At 55.8% G+C, this 19,167-nt stretch carries 22 protein-coding genes; 18 read left to right on the forward strand and 4 right to left on the reverse strand.

What is annotated here, in order from left to right; genetic code table 11:
• Positions 1-41 precede the first annotated feature (41 nt).
• From ACJJH9_RS05320 to ACJJH9_RS05345, 6 genes are all read left to right on the forward strand, one after another.
• Positions 42-1,223: an O-succinylhomoserine sulfhydrylase gene (locus tag ACJJH9_RS05320; protein WP_444924549.1), complete on the forward strand. Its 1,182-nt coding sequence runs from the start codon at positions 42-44 to the stop codon at positions 1,221-1,223.
• Between the two features lie 179 nt (positions 1,224-1,402).
• Positions 1,403-2,314 (forward strand): AAA family ATPase, encoded by a 912-nt coding sequence (locus ACJJH9_RS05325; RefSeq protein WP_444925206.1) that lies wholly within the window; start codon positions 1,403-1,405, stop codon positions 2,312-2,314.
• 4 nt (positions 2,315-2,318) lie between these two features.
• A complete protein-coding gene (locus tag ACJJH9_RS05330) occupies positions 2,319-3,320 on the forward strand; it encodes a DUF58 domain-containing protein (RefSeq protein ID WP_444910144.1) in 1,002 nt (333 codons plus the stop codon).
• Positions 3,320-5,344 (forward strand): transglutaminase TgpA family protein, encoded by a 2,025-nt coding sequence (locus tag ACJJH9_RS05335; RefSeq protein WP_444924550.1) that lies wholly within the window; start codon positions 3,320-3,322, stop codon positions 5,342-5,344. The genes ACJJH9_RS05330 and ACJJH9_RS05335 overlap by 1 nt, the downstream gene beginning before the upstream one ends.
• Positions 5,345-5,368: 24 nt before the next feature.
• Positions 5,369-6,589, forward strand: coding sequence for an MFS transporter (locus ACJJH9_RS05340; protein WP_252085175.1), 1,221 nt, complete (start codon positions 5,369-5,371; stop codon positions 6,587-6,589).
• Positions 6,590-6,660: 71 nt separating this feature from the next.
• Positions 6,661-6,954: a DUF3175 domain-containing protein gene (locus ACJJH9_RS05345; RefSeq protein ID WP_444924551.1), complete on the forward strand. Its 294-nt coding sequence runs from the start codon at positions 6,661-6,663 to the stop codon at positions 6,952-6,954.
• A gap of 35 nt (positions 6,955-6,989) precedes the next feature.
• On the opposite strand, the gene sppA is transcribed toward ACJJH9_RS05345, so the two are convergent.
• From sppA to arsC, 4 genes are all read right to left on the reverse strand, one after another.
• Positions 6,990-8,858 carry a signal peptide peptidase SppA gene (sppA, locus tag ACJJH9_RS05350; RefSeq protein WP_444924552.1) on the reverse strand — a complete coding sequence of 623 codons (1,869 nt, stop codon included), beginning with the start codon at positions 8,856-8,858 and terminating at the stop codon, positions 6,990-6,992.
• A gap of 83 nt (positions 8,859-8,941) precedes the next feature.
• Positions 8,942-9,289, reverse strand: coding sequence for a DUF2069 domain-containing protein (locus ACJJH9_RS05355; protein WP_444924553.1), 348 nt, complete (start codon positions 9,287-9,289; stop codon positions 8,942-8,944).
• A 10-nt stretch (positions 9,290-9,299) separates the two neighbouring features.
• Entirely contained in the window at positions 9,300-9,914 is a 615-nt protein-coding gene (wrbA, locus tag ACJJH9_RS05360) for an NAD(P)H:quinone oxidoreductase (protein WP_444888452.1), read from the reverse strand.
• Positions 9,915-10,259 carry an arsenate reductase (glutaredoxin) gene (arsC, locus tag ACJJH9_RS05365; protein ID WP_252085180.1) on the reverse strand — a complete coding sequence of 115 codons (345 nt, stop codon included), beginning with the start codon at positions 10,257-10,259 and terminating at the stop codon, positions 9,915-9,917.
• A 108-nt stretch (positions 10,260-10,367) separates the two neighbouring features.
• Here arsC and ACJJH9_RS05370 point away from each other — a divergent pair, with 108 nt between their 5' ends.
• The 12 genes from ACJJH9_RS05370 to ACJJH9_RS05425 all read left to right on the forward strand — a co-directional run bounded on the left by ACJJH9_RS05370 (position 10,368) and on the right by ACJJH9_RS05425 (position 19,147).
• On the forward strand, positions 10,368-11,759 hold the full coding sequence (locus ACJJH9_RS05370) for a YihY family inner membrane protein (protein ID WP_444924554.1): 1,392 nt from the start codon (positions 10,368-10,370) through the stop codon (positions 11,757-11,759).
• A 22-nt stretch (positions 11,760-11,781) separates the two neighbouring features.
• Positions 11,782-12,135: a TlpA family protein disulfide reductase gene (locus ACJJH9_RS05375; RefSeq protein ID WP_444924555.1), complete on the forward strand. Its 354-nt coding sequence runs from the start codon at positions 11,782-11,784 to the stop codon at positions 12,133-12,135.
• A gap of 145 nt (positions 12,136-12,280) precedes the next feature.
• On the forward strand, positions 12,281-13,645 hold the full coding sequence (locus ACJJH9_RS05380) for an L-cystine transporter (RefSeq protein WP_444924556.1): 1,365 nt from the start codon (positions 12,281-12,283) through the stop codon (positions 13,643-13,645).
• Positions 13,646-13,777: 132 nt separating this feature from the next.
• Positions 13,778-14,224, forward strand: a complete 447-nt coding sequence (locus tag ACJJH9_RS05385) for a hypothetical protein (RefSeq protein ID WP_444924557.1) — start codon at positions 13,778-13,780, stop codon at positions 14,222-14,224.
• A gap of 120 nt (positions 14,225-14,344) precedes the next feature.
• Positions 14,345-14,884, forward strand: coding sequence for an RNA polymerase sigma factor (locus tag ACJJH9_RS05390; protein ID WP_444904287.1), 540 nt, complete (start codon positions 14,345-14,347; stop codon positions 14,882-14,884).
• Entirely contained in the window at positions 14,881-15,246 is a 366-nt protein-coding gene (locus ACJJH9_RS05395) for a hypothetical protein (protein ID WP_444885591.1), read from the forward strand. The genes ACJJH9_RS05390 and ACJJH9_RS05395 overlap by 4 nt, the downstream gene beginning before the upstream one ends.
• The gene (locus ACJJH9_RS05400) at positions 15,230-15,514 is read left to right on the forward strand and encodes a hypothetical protein (RefSeq protein ID WP_444924558.1); all 285 of its coding nucleotides are present in this window, start codon (positions 15,230-15,232) and stop codon (positions 15,512-15,514) included. The genes ACJJH9_RS05395 and ACJJH9_RS05400 overlap by 17 nt, the downstream gene beginning before the upstream one ends.
• Entirely contained in the window at positions 15,507-16,025 is a 519-nt protein-coding gene (locus ACJJH9_RS05405) for a DUF3106 domain-containing protein (RefSeq protein WP_444924559.1), read from the forward strand. The genes ACJJH9_RS05400 and ACJJH9_RS05405 overlap by 8 nt, the downstream gene beginning before the upstream one ends.
• 89 nt (positions 16,026-16,114) lie before the next feature.
• Positions 16,115-16,687: a glycine zipper 2TM domain-containing protein gene (locus ACJJH9_RS05410; protein WP_444888455.1), complete on the forward strand. Its 573-nt coding sequence runs from the start codon at positions 16,115-16,117 to the stop codon at positions 16,685-16,687.
• A gap of 63 nt (positions 16,688-16,750) precedes the next feature.
• Positions 16,751-17,068 (forward strand): PepSY domain-containing protein, encoded by a 318-nt coding sequence (locus ACJJH9_RS05415; RefSeq protein ID WP_252085190.1) that lies wholly within the window; start codon positions 16,751-16,753, stop codon positions 17,066-17,068.
• Between the two features lie 39 nt (positions 17,069-17,107).
• Positions 17,108-17,782: a response regulator transcription factor gene (locus ACJJH9_RS05420; RefSeq protein WP_252085191.1), complete on the forward strand. Its 675-nt coding sequence runs from the start codon at positions 17,108-17,110 to the stop codon at positions 17,780-17,782.
• 12 nt (positions 17,783-17,794) lie between these two features.
• Positions 17,795-19,147, forward strand: coding sequence for an ATP-binding protein (locus tag ACJJH9_RS05425; protein ID WP_444910133.1), 1,353 nt, complete (start codon positions 17,795-17,797; stop codon positions 19,145-19,147).
• The last annotated feature ends 20 nt before the right edge of the window (positions 19,148-19,167 follow it).

Here is a 19,167-nt window from a genome sequence, read left to right on the forward strand (position 1 = left end):
AATATGACCGCTTCCAAAAAATACTGACTAGGAAGCGGTATATGTTTGAAGACGACGGTTACGCTCTGGAAACTCTGGCCGTTCGCGCCGGGCAGGTCCGCTCGGAAGAGGGCGAGCACTCCGAAGCCCTCTATCTCACCTCCAGTTACGTATTCCCCTCTGCTGCAGAAGCCGCTGCGCGCTTTACCGGCGAGAGTGTCGGCAACGTTTACTCTCGCTACACCAACCCCACTGTTCGTATGTTCGAGCAGCGCATCGCCGCGCTTGAAGGTGGCGAGGCTGCGGTAGCCACGGCCAGTGGTATGGCCGCGATCCTCAGTATTTGTATGGCACTGCTGAAAAGTGGCGACCGGGTGATTTGCTCCCGCAGTGTGTTTGGTACCACCACCGCGCTGTTTGGCCGCTATATGGAAAAATTCGGCGTGCGTGTGAGCTATGTGGATCTCACCGATATGGATGCCTGGAAGCAGGCGGTGGATGGCTCCACCAAGCTGCTGTTTATGGAAACCCCGTCCAACCCCCTGTGTGAAGTGGCGGATATCCGCGCGCTGGCGGAGGTGGCTCACAGCGCCGGCGCTCTATTGGTGGTGGATAACTGTTTCTGTACTCCGGCCCTACAGCGCCCGCTGGCGCTTGGCGCCGATATCGTGGTGCACTCCGCAACCAAATTCCTCGATGGCCAGGGGCGCACCCTGGGCGGTGTCGCCGTGGGGCGCAAAGAGGTTATGGATGAGCTGGTGGTATTCCTGCGCACTGCCGGCCCCAGTATGAGCCCGTTTAATGCCTGGGTTTTCCTCAAGGGCTTGGAAACGCTCAAGCTGCGTATGCAGGCCCACTGCACCAACGCCCTGGATCTGGCCTGGTGGCTTGATGAACAGGAGATGGTGGAAAAGGTCAACTACACCGGCCTGCCCAAACACCCCCAGCACCGCTTGGCCCGCGAACAACAGGATGCCTTTGGTGCGGTGTTGAGCTTTTCCGTGCGCGGTGGTCGCGAGGAAGCCTGGAAGGTGATCGACAACTGTAAAATCCTGTCTTGCACCGCTAACCTCGGCGATGCCAAGAGCACTATCGTACACCCGGCCACTACCACCCACGGGCGTCTCAGTGATGATGACAAGGCTCGCGCGGGCATCACCGAAAACCTGATTCGTATTTCCGTCGGATTGGAGAATGCAGAAGACCTGAAGCGCGATCTGATGCGGGGGCTGTCTTTGTTGTAGGCGCTTTGCAGGGCCTTTGCTTAAACCAGGGCACTCCCTGTCTTCCTATGATTAATAGCGGGTGCCAAATTCGCTTTTTTGCGAGTTTGGCACCATAGTACTCGCCCTTCAGCGTTGGCGGGTGCTTACACCGGGCCGCTCCTTGGCCTGAGAAAAAAATGAGCAGTAATGGATTTGCCGTGCAAAAAATAGTTTCCGCCATCGTTTCCGATATTGGCAGTGTTTTACTGGGAAAAGAGCGTCAGGTGAAGTTGGCCTTGGCCTGCCTTTTGTCAAAAGGTCACCTGTTGATTGAAGACCTGCCAGGTATGGGCAAGACCACCCTGGCCCATGCTCTGGCGCAGGTGTTCGGTCTCTCCTATAAACGTGTGCAATTTACCAGCGATATGCTGCCGGCGGATATTCTCGGTGTATCAATTTTTGAGCGGGAATCCGGGCAGTTTCATTTTCATGAGGGGCCGGTTTTCAGCCAGCTACTGCTGGCCGATGAGATCAATCGTTCCTCTCCCAAAACTCAGAGTGCTTTGCTTGAGGCAATGGAGGAGCGCCAGGTCAGTGTCGACGGCGAAACCCGCGCGTTGCCACAGCCTTTCTTTGTGATTGCCACCCAGAACCCTCTGCAGCAGTCCGGTACTTTTGCCCTGCCGGAGTCACAACTGGACCGATTCCTGATGCGCATCAGCCTCGGTTACCCCAATCGCGAAGCTGAGCGGGCCCTGTATTTAGGCGCTGATCCCCGCCAACAGCTGGCCAAGCTAAAGCCGCGTATCGACCTCGCTACTCTGAAAAAAATGCAAAGTCTGGTGGTGCAGGTGAAGGCCTCTGACAGTCTGCTCGATTATTTAGAGCGTTTGGTGCTGCATACCCGCCAGAGCCCAGATTGTGCGGTGGGTTTATCGCCCCGAGGGGCACTGGCGCTGCTGCGTGCTGCCAAGGCCTGGGCGCTGATTCATAATCGCGGCCATGTCCTGCCGGAAGATATCCAGGCGGTGCTGCCCTCGGTGGCTGGGCACCGTTTGCAGAGTGATGGCGGCAATGGCGATCAGCTGGTAGAGCGCCTTATGCGCCAGGTGGATATTATCGCGGCCTAAACAGATGAGTGTGATCCGCGACCTTCCCCGACAGGCTTCCAGTACAAGCTCGCGCAATTTTTTTCGCAGGCTGGGTGAGCGCTGGCTCAGCCGACGAGCGCCTCGCTCACGGGACATCACCCTAAATCACAGCCGCCTATTTATCCTGCCCACCCGCGCGGGGCTTGGTTATTTATTGATAACCGCTTTGCTTTGGCTGCTGGCCACCAATTACGAGAACAATCTGGTTTTTGCCCTGACCTTTTTGCTGATCAGTGTCTTCGTTATCTTGCCTGTGCATACCTTCGCCAATTTGAGTGGACTGCGCCTGCAATTGCTGGGCACTGAAGCGGCCTTTGCCGGCGATTTCGCCGAGGCACAAATTAATCTGAGCCGAGCGGACAAACGCCAACGGGAGTGGATACAAATTTGTTGGCCACCGGAAGAGGGCGCATATGTGGATCTCTGTGAGGAGCCCTCGGCGGACTTCCGTATTGCGCTGCCAGCCCTGCAGCGGGGGCGAATTCAGGCGCCGCGCTTAAAAGTTGAGAGCCGCTTTCCACTGGGGCTATTTCGCTGCTGGAGCCGCATCGACCTGGATGTTGAATTCCTGGTGTATCCGCGACCACTCGCCGCTGGCCCCCTGCCGTTGGGAGAGGCCCAGGCAGAGGGTACATCCGGCCAGGTACGTCGCGGCGGGGATGATTATGCCTCTCTCAAACCCTACCAGCCCGGTGATTCCTTGCGCCATTTGGCTTGGAAGCAATATGCCGCCGGTCGCGATCTCTATAGCAAGGAGTATGAGAGCCGCACCGATACCCGTCTCTGGCTCGACTGGGAGTTGTTGGATGGGCGCGATGTAGAGACCCGCCTGAGCAACCTGTGTGATTGGGTCTTGCAGGCGGAGAAGCAGGGAATTGCCTATGGCCTGCGCATCCCCGGCACTACTTTGCCGCCCTCTCTCGGCACCGAGCACCAGCAGCGAGTGTTGTCAGCGCTGGCCCTGTTTCCCAAGTGGGGTGGCTGATGGCGAGCAACCGGGATCTATTGCCGCGCGAAAGCCTACTGTGGATTTTCGCTGCGCAGTTTGTCGCCCTGCTGCCACAGCTGAGCCAGTTGCCACTGTGGATTGGTATTGCCTGGGCTTTTGCGGTCTATTGGCGCTTGGAGGTCTTTCGCGGGCGCCGTGATCTGCCAGGGCGCGCCCTCAAACTATTGGTGATTGCGCTTACAGTGGCGGGTTTGGCGCAATCCTACCAGCGTTGGTTTGCACTGGAGCCGATGGTGGCGCTGCTGGCTCTGTCCTTTACCCTGAAAAACCTGGAATTAGTCAGCCGCCGCGATGCCTTTGTCAGTTTGTTGCTGGCCTATTTTGTTGCCGCGACCCTGTTTGTGCGTGAGCAATCGATTCCCTATGCCCTCTACGGATTGATCGCGACCCTGGTGATTACCGCTGCACTGGCAGCACAGCTGGGAAGCTTCAGTGCGCGGCCGCGTCGGGCCTTGGGGCTCTCCTTGAGATTGTTGGCGCAGGCTACACCCTTGATGCTGCTGCTGTTTGTGGTTATGCCGCGCCTGGGCCCTCTGTGGAATGTGCCCCAGGATACTTCTGCCGGCCGCACTGGTGTGAGTGACTCTATGGCACCGGGTGATTTCACTCGCTTATCCAAATCCGCCAAGCCGGCACTGCGTATCTCTTTCGATGGACCCATACCGCCGCCGGAGCAACGTTATTGGCGAGGGCTGGTGTACTCCGAATTCGATGGGCGTACCTGGCGGCAGGGTTTTGGTGTGGACCCGCGCAATGGTGGCCGGGTGTACTGGAATAGTGGCGAGCGTCCACTGCCACAAGTCGGCCCGCGCTACCGCTACCAGGTGATCCAGGAGGCGAGCCGCAGCCCTTGGTTGTTCGCCCTGGCAAGACCCGCCTCGGACAGCGCGGGAGTAGGAGAAACTGCGGATGACCGGTTGGTAAAACGTTCCCCGGTATATAGTCGCTTTGCCTATGAGGTACGTTCCTGGCCCCGGGATTCCCAGGTTATTCAGTCCACACTCAGCGGTGCCGAGCGCCGTCGCAATCTGCAGCTACCGGCAGATGGAAACTTGCGCATCCGAGACTGGGTGGAGCGCCTGCGCCGCCGGGGGTTGAGCGGTGAGGAGATCTCGTCACAGTTACTGGCCCTCTACAATCGCGAATTCACTTATACCCTGAGCCCACCGGCACTCGGCAGAGACAGTGTGGATGAATTCCTGTTTGACAGCCAAAAGGGATTCTGTGAGCACTTTGCCGGCAGCTATGTTTTTGCCATGCGCGCCGCCGGAGTGCCGGCACGGGTGGTGGCGGGTTACCAGGGTGGCGAGTGGGTGAGTGGTGAGGAGTACCTGCTGGTGCGCGAGTACGACGCCCATGCGTGGGCCGAGATCTGGCTCGATGGACGCGGCTGGCAGAGGGTGGACCCCACTGCTGCGGTTGCCCCGGAGCGGGTCCGGGATGGTCTGGAGAGCGCTGCCGGGGAGGAGTTTATGCGGGATTCGCTACTGCCGGTGCACCGCTTCGATATTCTGGTGAAGCTGCGCCTGCAGTGGGACATGATCAATTACCGCTGGTATCAGACCGTGATTAGTTTTGATAGTGAGAAGCAGCGGGACACCTTGCAGCGCCTGGTGGGAGAGCTCTCCCCCCTGCGGATGGCCCTTTTTTTTGCCACACCGGTGGCGGTTGTACTATTTGGCATTCTTCTGTGGACCCGTTTTACTGGGCGTGGACGAAAACAGCCTGTGGTAGAGCGCCTCTATGCGGTTTTCTGTAAGCGCATGGCTCGGGCAGGTATCACACGGCGACCCGGTGAGGCGCCGCGGGACTTCGCCGAACGTATCGCACTGGAGAGCCCCCCATTGGCAGAGTTTTCCGGGCGTGCGACAGACGCCTTTGAGCGCGCCGCTTATGGCGGGGATAAAGAAGCATTGAATGAGCTGCGCCGACTACTGCGCTGGCGCTTGGGGCTCTCTTTTAGGGTGTCGGCACGTAAAAACCGGCTGATGGGTCATTAACTCTTGGAAAGTCTATCGCGTAAGATGCCTCATAGGCTGCAAAAATTTCTGCTGGGCTACAGCGGCACTTCCCTGGCTACCGGGCTGCAGGTGATTCTCCTGCCCTGGATTGCGCTCACCGTGGTGGATTTGCCGGCTCTGCAACTGGGCTGGGTGCAGGCTTCGGTGCTTTTGCCCAATCTGGTGTTCCTGCTGTTCGGCGGTGCCCTGGCCGACCGCCGTGATCCGGCCACTGTCTCCGCACTGGCTTGCATTGGTCTGGTCCTCTGCCACACAACTCTGCTGCTGGTTTACCTCCTGTCCATGATCTCCCTGCCGATATTGATGCTCTACGGTATTTGCCTTGGGATTTGTAGCGCTTTCCTGCAACCGGCGCGGGACAATCTGGTACAGCGCAGTGCACGCCAAGGCGGTGGGCAAACCTCCGAGCGACGGGTGCAGAAAACTGTGACCTGGATGATGTTGGCCCAATACGGTGGTCAGGCTGTGGGGATGTTGCTGGCGAGCCGCTTCGAACACTGGGGGCTGCAAGCCCTGCTGTTAGTACAGATAGGAGTATTGCTGTTGGCGGCCACAGCCTTGATTAGTCTGCGCGCGAATGGGGCCAGCCGCATGACTAAGGAAAAAATCACCCACAGCCTGATTCTCGATGGCTTATCCCAGGCCTGGCGGCATCCAGTACTGCGTGAGTTGACCGCGTTGATGGCCTTTAATGGGTTTGTGCATATCGGTGTTTTTCTGGTGGTACTGCCGCTGCTGGCGGAGGATTACGGTCGCGGCGCCGGTTATTACGCCACGCTGCAACTGGCCTTCGTAGCTGGTACCGTAATTGCTACGGTGACTATGTTGCGCCGTGGCCAGGGGGCTGAACCTGGGCGCGGTATTCTTATGTGCCTGCTCTATAGTGCAGCGCTGTTGATTGCCATCAGCCTCGGTCCTACGAAGTTTGGCCTAATCCTGCTGTGTCTGTGTTGGGGAGCGGTGGCGGCGGCTTCCGCTGGCCTCGGTCGCGGCATAGTACAGTTGCTCGCCCCAGCGGAATACCGCAGCCGCATCATCTCCATTTATCAGTTTGCGCTGTTTGGCTCCGCCGCTCTTGGGGCACTGGCCGCTGGAGTCTTGAGTGAATACGCTGCCCCCCTGACGACCTTGCTGTGGGCGGGGATTTTAAGTCTGCTCGCCTTTGCCCTGGTGGCTTTAAGTGGTGCCCTGCGCCGGGTCAAAATCACTGACAGCGAGGTCTGAGTTGCTTCGTGCGACCAACATAGACGCCGCCACCATATAGTTAGGTGGGTCAGCCAAGAGTGGAGGTGTTGGTGAGTCCCGCCAAAAAGGCCAATTGGTCGGAAGAGGTCACGCGCCACAGCCATGCCCTGGATTTGAGTGGGGGCCTCTTTAGCCTGGAGGACCCGAAAGCGATCGCACAGGGATTGAAAGCGGCTGCGGAATCCAGCCAGCGGCGCAAGTCTGACCCCTATCGCTCCGCTATGTCTATGCTGACGTTCTATATCAACCGGGCGGGACAGAGGCTGCCGGCGAAAAGGCGGCGACTACTGGAACAGGCCAAGGAAGAATTGCGCGGGCTTTACGGGCGTCCGCGCCGGCATTGAGCCGGCGGCGGAATGTGGTGTTGAGATGAAAAACTTTAGGGCGCTTGGCAGGGCAGGCAGCGCACATAGAGGGCGCGCGGGTCGCGATAACTCTGCAGCTCGGCGATTGGCGCCAATACCGGCTGCACGCTGTTTAGCCAGGCGCCGAGTGGCAGATTGGCTTCAAGGCTCGCGGCAATTTTCGCGTCTACATTGTCGCTCAAAGCGCGCAGGAATTTTTCGCCGGGGCTCAGTTCACGCTGGATCTCTACTACGTCGTATTCTTCGATTTCAGCAAGCTGCGCGGCGTCGGCGATGGCGTCGCTGAGATTGCCGAGATCGTCTACCAATCCTAATTTCTTGGCGGCGCGACCGGTCCATACCTGCCCCTGGGCAATTTTGTGCACCTCTTTGGGAGTGCTGCCGCGGGCTTCGGCGACAATGCGCAGGAAGCGTGCATAGGTGTTATCCACCCCTTGCTGCAGAATGCTGGCTGCTGCTGGCGACAGGGCGCGATCCAGGCGCATACTGCCGGCCAGGTCCGAGGTACCTACGCCATCGGTGTAAACACCGATATGCTCGAGGGAGTTCTCAAACGTCGGGAAGGCGCCAAATACACCGATAGAGCCGGTGAGCGTGGCCGGGGAGGCCCAGATGCGATCGCCGCCAGTAGCGATCCAGTAGCCACCGGAAGCGGCGAGACTGCCCATGGAAATCACCACTGGAATTTTTGCTGCACGGGTAGCCAGCAACTCCTGGCGAATGGCCTCGGAAGCAAAGGCGGAGCCGCCGCCGCTGTCGATACGCAGTACCAGGGCATCCACTTCTTTTTCTCGGGCGCGTTGGATTAATTTGCCGAGACTTTCACTGCCGATGCGACCGGCAGGTGCCTGGCCGTCGACAATAGAACCACTGGCGGTAATCAGACCAATTTTCTTGGATTCCCGGATAGGCTTGGCTGCCTCGGCAAGTTTATGGCTGCGCAAGTAGGCGAGGGCGTCAATAAACTTGTACTCGCGCTTTTTACTATCATCTTCGCCGATGGTCTTTTTCAGCTCCTCCATTGCCTCAATGCGGCTGGCGAGCTGGTCCACCAGTTTATTGGCCAGTGCGGCTTCGGCCCAACTGCCCTGATGCTGCTGCAGTTTTTGTGGTAACTCGTTGATAAACAGGTCGATGCTCTCGGCGGGCAGGTTGCGCAGACCGGTTACCTGCTCGCTGTATTCTCCCCAGAGTTCATTCAGCCAGCGCTGGTTGTTTTCACGCGAGGCGGGGGACATATCGTCACGGGTGTAGGGCTCGATAAAGTCTTTGTAATCGCCCACGCGGAACACATGGAAGTTGACTTTGAGTTTCTCCAGGGCGCTCTTGTAATAGTTGCGATAAACACCGAAGCCGGTGAGCATCACTGAGCCCATAGGATTGAGGTAGACCTTATCTGCGTGGCTGGCGAGGAAGTACTGGGGTTGGGTGAAGTTGTCACCCACAGCGTAAATAGGTTTGTCCGCAGCTTTAAAGCGTTGTAGAGCAGCGCCTATTTCATCGAGCTTGCTGAGACTGCCACCCACCATGTGGTCCAGCTCTAGCACCAGTGAGGAGATACGCTTATCCGTGGCGGCATTGTCGATAGCGTCTACCAGATCTTTGACGCGCACCTCTGCGGGGCCGCGGTTGCCGCCCAGGAAAATCGGTAAGGTGGCTGGCTGGGCCAGTTCATCCACAAGAAAACCATGGGGTGCTACGCGCAGGGCCGCGCCCTGTGGAACCACTAAACGCTCGTCCTTGCTGAAAATGACGATACCTAGAAACAGCAAAATCAGCAGGAAGACGATATTCGTGAATACTCGTCGTAACCAAGTGATGGAGCCGCCAATCGCAGCTAAAAAGCCTCGGGCAAACCCTTTTTTCTGGGGTGAATCAGTCAAACCTCAAAACTCCTCAGTGCGTGGAAAGCGCATGTTTCCACGCCTTTGTGTCTGGAACCATTGGCGGAAATTCCGTCATGGGGTTACTGCATGCGATGCCAGCGACTGCTCATCATTGCAGAAAAGAATAGGATAAGGCTCAAAACCATCATTACGCCATCCTCCCAGCCTCGTGTAGGCATCATTACGCCGACAATGCTAGTGGTAATGTACAAAAGCAGAATAAAACAGAGCCAGAGATAACTGCGATAACGTTGCTTGATCAGGCCCGGCAGCACCAGCAGTAACGGTACCGTCTGAATCAGCCAAAGGGAGAGAGAGCCCCCCTCGACAAACAGGTTACGCACCACAAACAGCACCAACAGGCCGATATAGCAAAACCAATTGATACGGAGCGCAATGTGTAGTTTGCGCTGAATAGTGTCGTTCACGTTGAATCCTTTATTTGGCAGCTGGAACCGCTAGGGTCTGGGCCAGTTGGCCGACACGTGTACCGAGCGCCCTGCACAGGGTGATTTCATCTTCGCTCAGGTCGCTGGTATGCCCTTTATTCCAGTGAGAAGCGCCGTAGGGCGTACCACCAGTACTGGTCCGCATGAGGGCCGCTTCAGAGTAGGGGATGCCAGCAATCAACATGCCGTGATGCAGGAGTGGCAGCATCATTGAGGTAAGTGTGGTCTCTTGCCCACCGTGTAGGCTGCCGGTGGCGGTAAATACCGCAGCCGGTTTGCCAGTGAGGCTGCCATCCAGCCAAATGTCGCTGGTCTGGTCGAGAAAATAGCGCAGCGGTGATGCCATATTGCCAAAGCGGGTGGGGCTGCCCATCAACAGGCCCGCACACTGACGCAGGTCGTCGAGGGTGCAGTAGGGCGCGCCCTCACTTGGCACAGGGGCCAGGCTGGCCTCGGAGTCGGGAGACACTGCGGGTACGGTGCGCAGTCGCGCGGCGATACCGCTGGCTTCCACCCCCCGCGCTAGCTCAGCAGCCATGCGCGCAGTGGCGCCGCTGCGGCTGTAATAGAGAATCAGCACATAGGCTTCGCTTTCGGGCGACATTTAGAGTAGCTCCAGCGCATTTTCTGGTGGGCGGCCGATCGTGGCTTTGTCGTCTCTTACTACGATCGGGCGCTGGATCAGGATGGGATTTTCTACCATGGCCTTGATTAGCTGAGCTTCGTCAAGGTCCCCGTCTTTCAGGTTGAGTTGCTTATACGGCTCCTCTCCGGTGCGCAACAGGTCGCGTGCAGGGATGCCGAGTTTTTGCAGTACCTGGTTTAGCTCTTCAGCAGAAGGAGGGTTTTGCAGGTAGAGAATCACTTCCGGTTCCACACCGTTGTCCTGCAGCAATTGCAGGGTTTGACGGGATTTTGAGCAGCGCGGGTTGTGGTAGATCGTCCACATTATGTCGGTATCCTGTTACTGTTTGGCGTATTCTAACCGAATACCGTAGCGGAATTCTAAGGCGCAGGTCGAGTACTCGCTGCATTTGGCGGAGGTCGCACACAGGGAATGAAATTGAAATCAAGCGTGAAAGACTGGCTCGTTCAATGGCGGCGCTTTGCGACCTCTTTATGGTCTTTATTTGTGGAGAAAAACTGCCAAAAAAGTGCGGCGGCTCTCACTTATATGACTCTGTTTGCCATAGTGCCGCTGGTGACAGTGAGTTTTGCGATGTTGTCGCTGTTCCCGGACTTTGCCGGGCTGCAGACTCGCTTGCAGGAACAGCTTTTTTCCCACTTTGTACCGCAAAGTGGGCGTGAGGTTCAGGAGTATATCAGCAGTTTTTCCGCCCAGGCGCAGCGGCTTACCGGGTTGGGTATTGCCATGCTGGTGGTAACTTCGGGGCTTACACTGCGCAGCATTGAGGGCACCTTTAATTCTATCTGGGATGTATCCCGTGGGCGCAGTGGGGTTTCGAGCTTTCTATTGTACTGGGCCATTCTCAGTCTTGGGCCCATCTTATTAGGGGCAGGGCTTGCTGCCAGTACTTTCTTGCTCTCACAGAAGCTGTTTTTAGGTGGGGAAGAGGGTATCGGCATGATGGCTGTGGTGCTGAGGGTGCTGCCTTTTATTTTCACCACGATTGTTTTCACCCTGCTTTTTGTCGCTGTGCCTAACTGCTATGTGTCCCTGCGCCATGGTATTGAGGGAGGGGTGGTCACTTCAATTGCCTTTGAAATCATGAAATACCTGTTTGGTGCCATCGTTGCGCGCAGTTCTGTACAGGCTATTTATGGGGCCTTTGCCTTTGTGCCTTTGTTCCTGTTGTGGATTTATATGATGTGGATGTTGGTGCTGGCAGGCTGCGTACTGGTGCGAACCCTTTCTGTGTATCGCGCTGCAACCCAAGGCCGTCAGCATTCAGACCTGGTCGCTACTTTGATTGTCCTCTGGCAAATGTTTAAAGGTGGGTGGCATGGCAAACCGTTGCGCGAGCGTGATATTTCTTTGCTGGGAATTAAATTTGGCCAGTGGCGTCGCTTGCGGGACGTCTTACAAGCACACCGGGTGATTGCCCAGACCGACGGAAGTGATTATGTCCTACTGCGCGATCTTAATGCGGTATCGCTTATGGAGCTTTCCAGTTGGTTGAATCCTCAGTGGATTCCCAGTGGTAATCCAAGCGATTTACAAGGGTTCGAGTGGTACAGCGAAGTGGAGAGTCGTTTTGCCAAGGCGCGCGGGACTGCCGGGGAACAGCTGGGAATCACAATTGGATCTCTTTTTACCGCAGCCTTGGAAAAGGAGCAGGCCGAAGCCAGTGAAACGGAAATACCAAAACACTTAGAAAATGAAATTATGGAAGCGGAGGGTCAGGATGATGTTGCTGATAATAAAAAAAATGAAGAAAACTCTGGTAGTAACCTCTCTATTCTTGGTAAGCGTAATCGGCGCTTGTGAGAGTGACAGGCGTTTGCACTCCGTGAGTGGTGCGCCGGTTGTTACCGAGGGGAAAATAGTCCTGGTCAACTATTGGGCGGAGTGGTGCAAACCCTGTCGGGAAGAAGTGCCGGTACTTAATGAGTTGGCGCAAACCAATAGTGATGTGGTAGTGGTGGGGGTTAATTTTGATGGTTTGCCCACACCTGCAGCAATGGAGCAGGCGCAGAAACTGGGCATAGAATTTCCGCTGTTGGCCCAAGAGCCAGATGGCCGCTGGGGGCAACCCTGGCCTGAAGTACTGCCTACAACTTTAGTGATTGGTGAAGATGGTCGCTGGATAAAAACACTGGTTGGCCCTCAGACTGCTGAGGACTTAAAGGTGGCTCTCCAGTAAGGTTGTCTCTCTAAGATAATTAAAAAAAATTAATCAATATAACTATAACCAAAGTATCTATAACCAAGGTAACTATAGGGCATTGGCATATCGCTGATAGCATGCCGCCACTTTTTTAGTTTGCCCAGGGTGGGATTCTCATACCATGCACATCGGCGCTTTTGTTCTGCTTCTCGGTTTTGTGGTTTTAATGTTTGGCTTGTACCGCTGGCAGCGTGGCAGGGACACCCTGGCCCCTGGTGTGTTTGCTGGGCTGTTGCTGGGTGTGGCTTTTGGGGCGCTTCTACAGCTATCGCGTAACTGGGGTGTTGCTCCGGGTGAGGTTCTGCCCTGGATTGAGATGTTGGGCGATAGCTATGTAAACCTATTGTACATGTTGGTTATGCCACTCGTACTCACTTCTATTCTGGTGGCAGTGGTAAAAGTGAGTCACACTCAGGCGCTGGGTAAAATTAGTGTGTCGGTGCTGGGGGTTTTACTCGGCACTACTGCAATTGCCGCCCTGATAGGTGTGGCCATGGCCGATTTGTTTGGGCTCTCTGCTGCGGGTCTTGTCGAAGGAACCCGTGAGGCGGCAAGGGTTGAAGTGCTCAATGAGCGAATTGGGCGAGTCAGCGATCTCTCGATTCCCGAAATTATCACCTCTTTTATTCCGCGCAATATTTTCCTGGATTTGACCGGGGCCCGCTCCACCTCTGTAATTTCAGTGGTTATTTTTGCTGTGCTATTGGGGCTTGCGGCCCTGGCTGTACGCCGTGAGTTTCCGCAGGAAGGTGCCGCTATCGAGCGATTTGTGCATGTCGCACAAGTCTGGATTATGAAGTTGGTGCGTTTGGTTATGGCATTCACGCCCTACGGAGTTATGGCGCTGGTCGCTGGACTGATTGCCAAATCCAGCTGGGCGGATATTGCCAATCTGTTTGGTTTTGTCGTGGCTTCTTTCTGTGCGATAGGCCTAATGTTTTTGGTGCATGGTCTATTGCTGTTGGTAAATGGAGTGAATCCACTGCACTACTTCACCAAGGTCTGGCCGGTGCTGGTGTTTGCCTTTAGCTCCCGTTCCAGTGCCGCCACCATTCCTCTGAATGTGGAAACCCAGGTAGATGAGCTGCGCAATTCACCGGCTATTGCCAATTTCTCTGCATCCTTCGGTGCCACTATTGGTCAAAATGGTTGCGCGGGAATTTATCCTGCGATGCTTGCCACCATGGTGGCGGTGCCGATGGGTATTAACGTGTGGGACCCAATGTGGTTGGGCACCCTGTTGGCAGTGGTGGTCATCAGCTCCTTCGGTATTGCCGGAGTGGGTGGTGGGGCAACTTTTGCCGCACTGGTGGTGCTGCCGGCAATGGGTTTGCCAGTTACCATCGCGGCGCTATTGATTTCTGTGGAGCCGCTGATTGATATGGCGCGAACTGCTCTCAATGTGAATGGCGCTATGACGGCGGGTACCTTGACCCAGCGCTGGCTTGGGGATGAGGTGCCCGGTCCAGAGGTCGTAGAAGGATAAGTAAGAGTTGCAGGCCTATGGAATAAGCACCTGAAAAAATAAAATTTCTTGTCAACCTCTGATCCAGTAGAGCGTTCTAATCAGTGCAGTTTAAACCTTATTGGTTTTCCTCAAATGGAAATGGAGTGATTTATGAAAAAACTGATTGGACTCTCGCTGTTGACTATTGGCCTGGCTTTTCCTTGCTCCCTTTATGCACAGAGTGATGAGAGCGAACCGCATGACCACGGTGACCATGTTGAAGATCGTCTCGATCAAAAAGGCGATCGCATAGAGGCGAGATTGGATCAAAAGGGAGATCATATTGAAGAGCGCCTCGATAACAAGGGTGATCGCATCAATGAACGCTTGGATCAAAGAGCTGAGCAGGCTGCTGCTAATGGCAATGATAAATTGGCTGAGCGACTGGACCGCAAAGGGGACCGTATCGACAACCGGCTTGACCAGAAGGGCGAGCGAATTAACGAACGCTTGGATAACAAGGGTGCAAAAATTAATAACCGGCTAGACAAAAAAGGAGAGCGCACAGATCGCCGTATGGATCGACGTGCCAAGGCTCGCAAGCGTGAAGAGGGATGATCCCGAGAACTGGGGTGGCATAAATAAAAAAGTGCGGGCGAAGTCTTTGTATGACGACTTCAAAATCAATAAAAAGAATCTGAAAGAGTATTCTGTGCGCAAGGACTTCAGCCGGTTTCTATGAATCAGTTCCTCGCCCAGGTGGAGAAACGGGCATTCACCATGGCGAATTACGCTGTTGGCAATCGGGATGATGCATTGGATATCGTGCAGGATTCCATGTTGGCGTTGGTGAGGAAATATAGTGGCCGCGATCGGGCCGAGTGGCGGCCGCTGTTTTTCACTATTCTCAACAACCGGATTACCGATTGGCACCGGCGTAACAATAAGCTATCCCGCTGGCAACTATTTCGGGAAAAGCTACCGGCAAACAGCGATGAGCTAGATCCAGCGCCGCTGGAATGGGTCGATAGCCATAATCCCGCCCCGGATAAGGTCCTTGCTGGCGAACGCCTATTGGAAGCCATCGATAGTGCTGTGGCCAAGTTGCCCCTGCGCCAACAGCAGGCCTTCCTGCTGCGCTGTGTCGAAGAATTCGATGTTGCCGAAACTGCGCGGGCAATGTCCTGCAGTCAGGGGAGTGTTAAGACCCATTTATCAAGAGCTATGCGCAGTTTGCGCAACCATCTAGAGGCATTCCAACTAGAGGCAACGCAATGAATAGTCGGCAAGAAAATCCAGTCGTGCAGAGTGATTCATTAAAGAAAGCTGCGCAGCATGCAGTTGTCCGGCGGGAGCGTGATATTGATACAGAGACTCTATCGCGGCTTGCTGCAGCCAGACAACGCGCAGTGGCGGCAAAGAAATCGTATTATCGCGACTCTCCCGGCTGGCTAGTTTTCACTGGCGCTTGTGCATCATTGTTGTTATTGCTGTTTTGGCCTGTATCCAGCGAGCAGGCCGCTACCGAATTGCTGAGTGCCACTGACTGGTATTTATATGAGGAAATGGATGTCGAAATGGTTGAGGATATGGAGTTCTACCAGTGGTTGGCGGAAGAGTTGAATGGGCAATCCTCCTAGTCATGAAAAAGTCCTTTTTCCTAAGAAAAGTATCGCTAAAGGCCTTTTCTATACGGTGCTCTTTTTTGCAGCCCCGCTACTGGCGCAGGATCTGCAGCCACTGGATGAGGACTTCCTGATGTTTGTCGGGGAGTGGGCCGATGAGCAGGGAGATATACAAGCGCCGGAAGCGCTGGAGATGTTGTTACCCAAGCCGGAAAAACCAGCCATAACAGGCAGACCAAATACCGGGGGAGGGGAGACCCACGAGGAGCTGAGCGATGAGTGAGCGAAGAACCATATTGATTGGTTGGCTGGCCGCCGTGTATTTATCGCTCTTTGTGAATGTTTCTCAGGCACAGGATTGGCAGAGTCTCAGTGACAGTGAGCGCCGACTTTTACAGAATTTTGAGACGCGCTGGTCACAACTGAGTCAAGATCGACAGGAACAATTGTTACGCGGGGCCAGGCGTTGGAGTGAAATGAACCCCGAGCAGCGCCAAGAAGCGCGTCAACAGTATAAGCGCTGGCAGGATATACCCAGAGAGCGGCGCGCCCAGTTGCGGGACTCTTATCGCCGCTTTATGGACCTACCCGAGGAGGAGCGCCAGCGTATTCGCGAGGCGCGCAAGCGCTTCCGTCAGATGCCTCCCCAGCAGCGTAAACAGTTGCGGGAACAATGGGAGAAGGATAAACGCGGCCGTGCGGAGAATCGGGAAAGGCGGAACCAGCGGGAACGGCGCCGCAGGGAGAGACAGGAGCGGCGGCAGCAGAGGCGAGAGGAAACGGAGAGAACCTGATGTTTCTTACCACCTCAGGTGTAATTCAGCGTCTATTCAGATGAATTTGACTACTCTGGCTCCCGTTGATGAATAACGGGAGATCGATTGTGCAACTCTTCAAGCAGTTTATCGCTGGCGCGGCAGTCGCCGCGCTGGTGGCCTTGAGTGCTACCGCCAAAGCGGGCCCCAATGGCTACACAGACCCCTACGGTGCGGATAGCTACGACTTTGCCCGCGTCACCGAGGTTACTCCCGTTTACACCGATATTCAGGTCCGTAACCCGCGCACTTACTGCCGGGATGAGCAGGTGGCCTACCGGGAGCCCGCTTCTCCTGCGGGTACTGTGGTTGGCGGGCTGATCGGTGCCGCTGTTGGCAACAGCTTGGGACGTGGCGGTCATCACGGTCGCTATCACCACCATCACGGCCAACGGGCTGGAGCCACTGTTGCGGGCGCACTAGTGGGAGCGCTGGTGGGTAACCAGATCAGTCGGGCCAACGCCCCGACTTATTACGCCACGGAATCTCGTTGCCAGGTTGTCGACGAGTTCAGTACACAGCGGGAATTAGTCGGATACGATGTGCGCTATCGGTATAATGGTCAGGTTTATCTGACTCGTACAGATTACCACCCGGGCGAGAGAATCCGGGTTCGTGTCGCAGTCTCGCCGGCGCCTTGAGCCGGCGGAAGGCGGTCGAAATAGTAAAAGGTGGAAAACCAGGACATCCACAGGAGCCGCACAGTGAAATCGAGCCGCACTTTTATACGGCATTTTCTTTTCCTTATCGTTTTGTTTCCCGGTCTATGTGCTGCCTCCTGGCAGGGTGGGCCGGCTCCGCAGAGGGAAAACTTCCGGCATGAGTTCCGCTGGGTACAGGACGGGGGCGTTTCCCGGGAGAAGGCCGCTTCGATTGTGAAACGGCGTTTTGGCGGCAAAATATTATCGGTCTCTGAAACCCGCAAACAAGGCCAGGTGGTCTACCGGGTAAAGGGGCTGTCCGATAAGAGTCAGGTCTATGTAGTTTTTGTGGACAAGAAGAGCGGTAGGATCTCCCGTTAATCACCCGCTACCACAGACTCGCAGTACAAGGGAAAGAATATGCGCGCACTATTAGTCGAAGATGAAGTTTTACTGCGCCAGCAGCTGGCAGAATCACTACGCGGCGCTGGCTATACCGTAGATGAGGCGCCGGATGGAGAAGAAGCGCTCTACCTGGGGCGTGAATATCCTTACGATGTTGCGGTTATGGATCTGGGGCTGCCAAAAATGGATGGCATTCAGGTGATTCAGACACTGCGTGGCGAAGACAAGCATTTCCCTATCCTGATTCTCACCGCTCGCGGCCACTGGCAGGAGCGTGTGGCCGGCTTGGAAGCTGGTGGTGACGACTATCTGGTAAAGCCCTTCCACACCGAGGAGTTACTGGCGAGATTGAATGCGCTGGTGCGGCGCTCCGCCGGGTTTTCTTCACCCACGATCAAAGCGGGCCCGATACTGCTGGATACCAGCTCTCAGCGGGTCACAGTCAACGACACCGAACTGGAGTTGACCTCTTTTGAATACAAGGTGCTCGAATACCTGATGCTGCACCCGGATGAAGTAGTCTCCAAGACCACCCTCACCGAACATATCTATGAACAGGACTGCGACCGGGATAGCAATGTGATCGAAGTGTTTATCGGGCGTCTGCGCAAGAAATTTGATGCGGCCGCACAGCTTAAGCCCATCGAAACTTTGCGTGGCCGCGGATACCGCTTTATGGCTCCCAGTTGACCCTAATTTGTAATGCGACTGTTTTCCTTTTGGCTGAATTCCCTAAAAGGCCGCCTGGCACTGGTTACCAGCCTGGTGCTGGTGGCATTTGTGCTGTTGATTTCCGGGGTGCTGGAGCACGCTTATCGCACCTCTTTGAATGAGGCCAAACAGCGCGAGCTGCAGCTTTATATCTACACCCTGTTGGCACTGGCAGAACCCGAGGGCGAGAGTCTGGTGCTGCCGCCTGAGCTGCCCGAACAGCGCTTCAACCAGCCAGATTCTGGCCTGATTGGCGCAGTTTTGGATGGGCAAGGGCGGGTAATTTGGCGTTCTGAATCGGCCCTGGCAATGCCAGAGGTGGAATTTTCCCCGCTGCCGCAAGGGCAGCAGTCTTTTATGCGTATTTCCCTGCCAGGTGGCGATGCCAATTACAGCAGCTTCCGCCAGGGAGTGGCTTGGGGTCTGGAAAATGAGCACCCTTTTACCTTTGTGGTGCTGGAGGATGCGGCGCCGCTACAGGCACAGGTCGGGCAGTTCCGTTCGACCATCTGGCAGTGGCTGGGGGTGGCGGCGCTGTTGCTGGTCTTGGCTCAATGGCTGGTATTGCGCTGGGGATTTGCGCCGTTAAGCGCACTGGCGCAGGCCCTGCGCGATATGCAGCAGGGTGGCAGCGATCGCCTAGAGGGAAACTTCCCGTTGGAGTTGCGCCCGCTTACCGACAACCTGAACCTGTTGATTGAAAATGAGCGGCGTCAGCGTGAAAAGACCCGCCATACCCTGGCGGACCTGGCCCACAGTCTGAAAACGCCACTGGCGGTACTCAAAGGGTTGAGCCTGGAAAAGGACCCCGATGCCGCCGGAAAAACCCTTGCGGATCAAGTACAGCGTATGGACAGCATTATTAGCTACCAACTTCAGCGTGCGGTAGCCAGCTCTCCCAAATCTATCCTGCGCGGTATTGCCGTGGCGCCACTTCTGGAAAAGATCCTGGATGCCCTGGAAAAAGTCTATCGCAGCAGGCCCTGTGAAGTGCGAAGGGAGTGTACTGAGAACGCTCTGTTCTATGGGGATGAGGGCGATTTGATGGAGCTGCTTGGCAACCTGCTCGATAATGCTTACAAGTACGGTGCCGGCCAGGTTCGAGTTGTTATTGAGAACCCCGAGGAGGGGCGTAAGCTCTCTATCCAGGTCGCTGATAATGGGCCCGGCCTAGATAGCGATAAATGGCGCGAAGTAACCCAGCGCGGAGTACGTGCCGACCAGCAGCAGCCTGGCCAGGGTATTGGCCTGGCTGTTGTGGTGGACATTGTTGAGAGTTACCAGGGGCAAATCAGCGCTGAATCTCTTCCCGAGGGGGGCACGGAAATTACTGTACTGCTGTAGTTGCTACGTGGCCCCTCCTG

Source organism: Microbulbifer mixtoriginis (SeqCode) (assembly GCF_052466715.1).

Coding starts and splice junctions, on each gene's coding strand:
- ACJJH9_RS05320 (WP_444924549.1), top strand. CDS start 42: ATGTTTGAAGACGACGGTTACGCTCTGGAAACTCTGGCCGTTCGCGCC.
- ACJJH9_RS05330 (WP_444910144.1), top strand. CDS start 2,319: ATGAGTGTGATCCGCGACCTTCCCCGACAGGCTTCCAGTACAAGCTCG.
- ACJJH9_RS05335 (WP_444924550.1), top strand. CDS start 3,320: ATGGCGAGCAACCGGGATCTATTGCCGCGCGAAAGCCTACTGTGGATT.
- ACJJH9_RS05340 (WP_252085175.1), top strand. CDS start 5,369: ATGCCTCATAGGCTGCAAAAATTTCTGCTGGGCTACAGCGGCACTTCC.
- wrbA (WP_444888452.1), bottom strand. CDS start 9,914: ATGTCGCCCGAAAGCGAAGCCTATGTGCTGATTCTCTATTACAGCCGC.
- arsC (WP_252085180.1), bottom strand. CDS start 10,259: ATGTGGACGATCTACCACAACCCGCGCTGCTCAAAATCCCGTCAAACC.
- ACJJH9_RS05370 (WP_444924554.1), top strand. CDS start 10,368: ATGAAATTGAAATCAAGCGTGAAAGACTGGCTCGTTCAATGGCGGCGC.
- ACJJH9_RS05380 (WP_444924556.1), top strand. CDS start 12,281: ATGCACATCGGCGCTTTTGTTCTGCTTCTCGGTTTTGTGGTTTTAATG.
- ACJJH9_RS05385 (WP_444924557.1), top strand. CDS start 13,778: ATGAAAAAACTGATTGGACTCTCGCTGTTGACTATTGGCCTGGCTTTT.
- ACJJH9_RS05390 (WP_444904287.1), top strand. CDS start 14,345: ATGAATCAGTTCCTCGCCCAGGTGGAGAAACGGGCATTCACCATGGCG.
- ACJJH9_RS05395 (WP_444885591.1), top strand. CDS start 14,881: ATGAATAGTCGGCAAGAAAATCCAGTCGTGCAGAGTGATTCATTAAAG.
- ACJJH9_RS05400 (WP_444924558.1), top strand. CDS start 15,230: ATGGGCAATCCTCCTAGTCATGAAAAAGTCCTTTTTCCTAAGAAAAGT.
- ACJJH9_RS05405 (WP_444924559.1), top strand. CDS start 15,507: ATGAGTGAGCGAAGAACCATATTGATTGGTTGGCTGGCCGCCGTGTAT.
- ACJJH9_RS05420 (WP_252085191.1), top strand. CDS start 17,108: ATGCGCGCACTATTAGTCGAAGATGAAGTTTTACTGCGCCAGCAGCTG.
- ACJJH9_RS05425 (WP_444910133.1), top strand. CDS start 17,795: ATGCGACTGTTTTCCTTTTGGCTGAATTCCCTAAAAGGCCGCCTGGCA.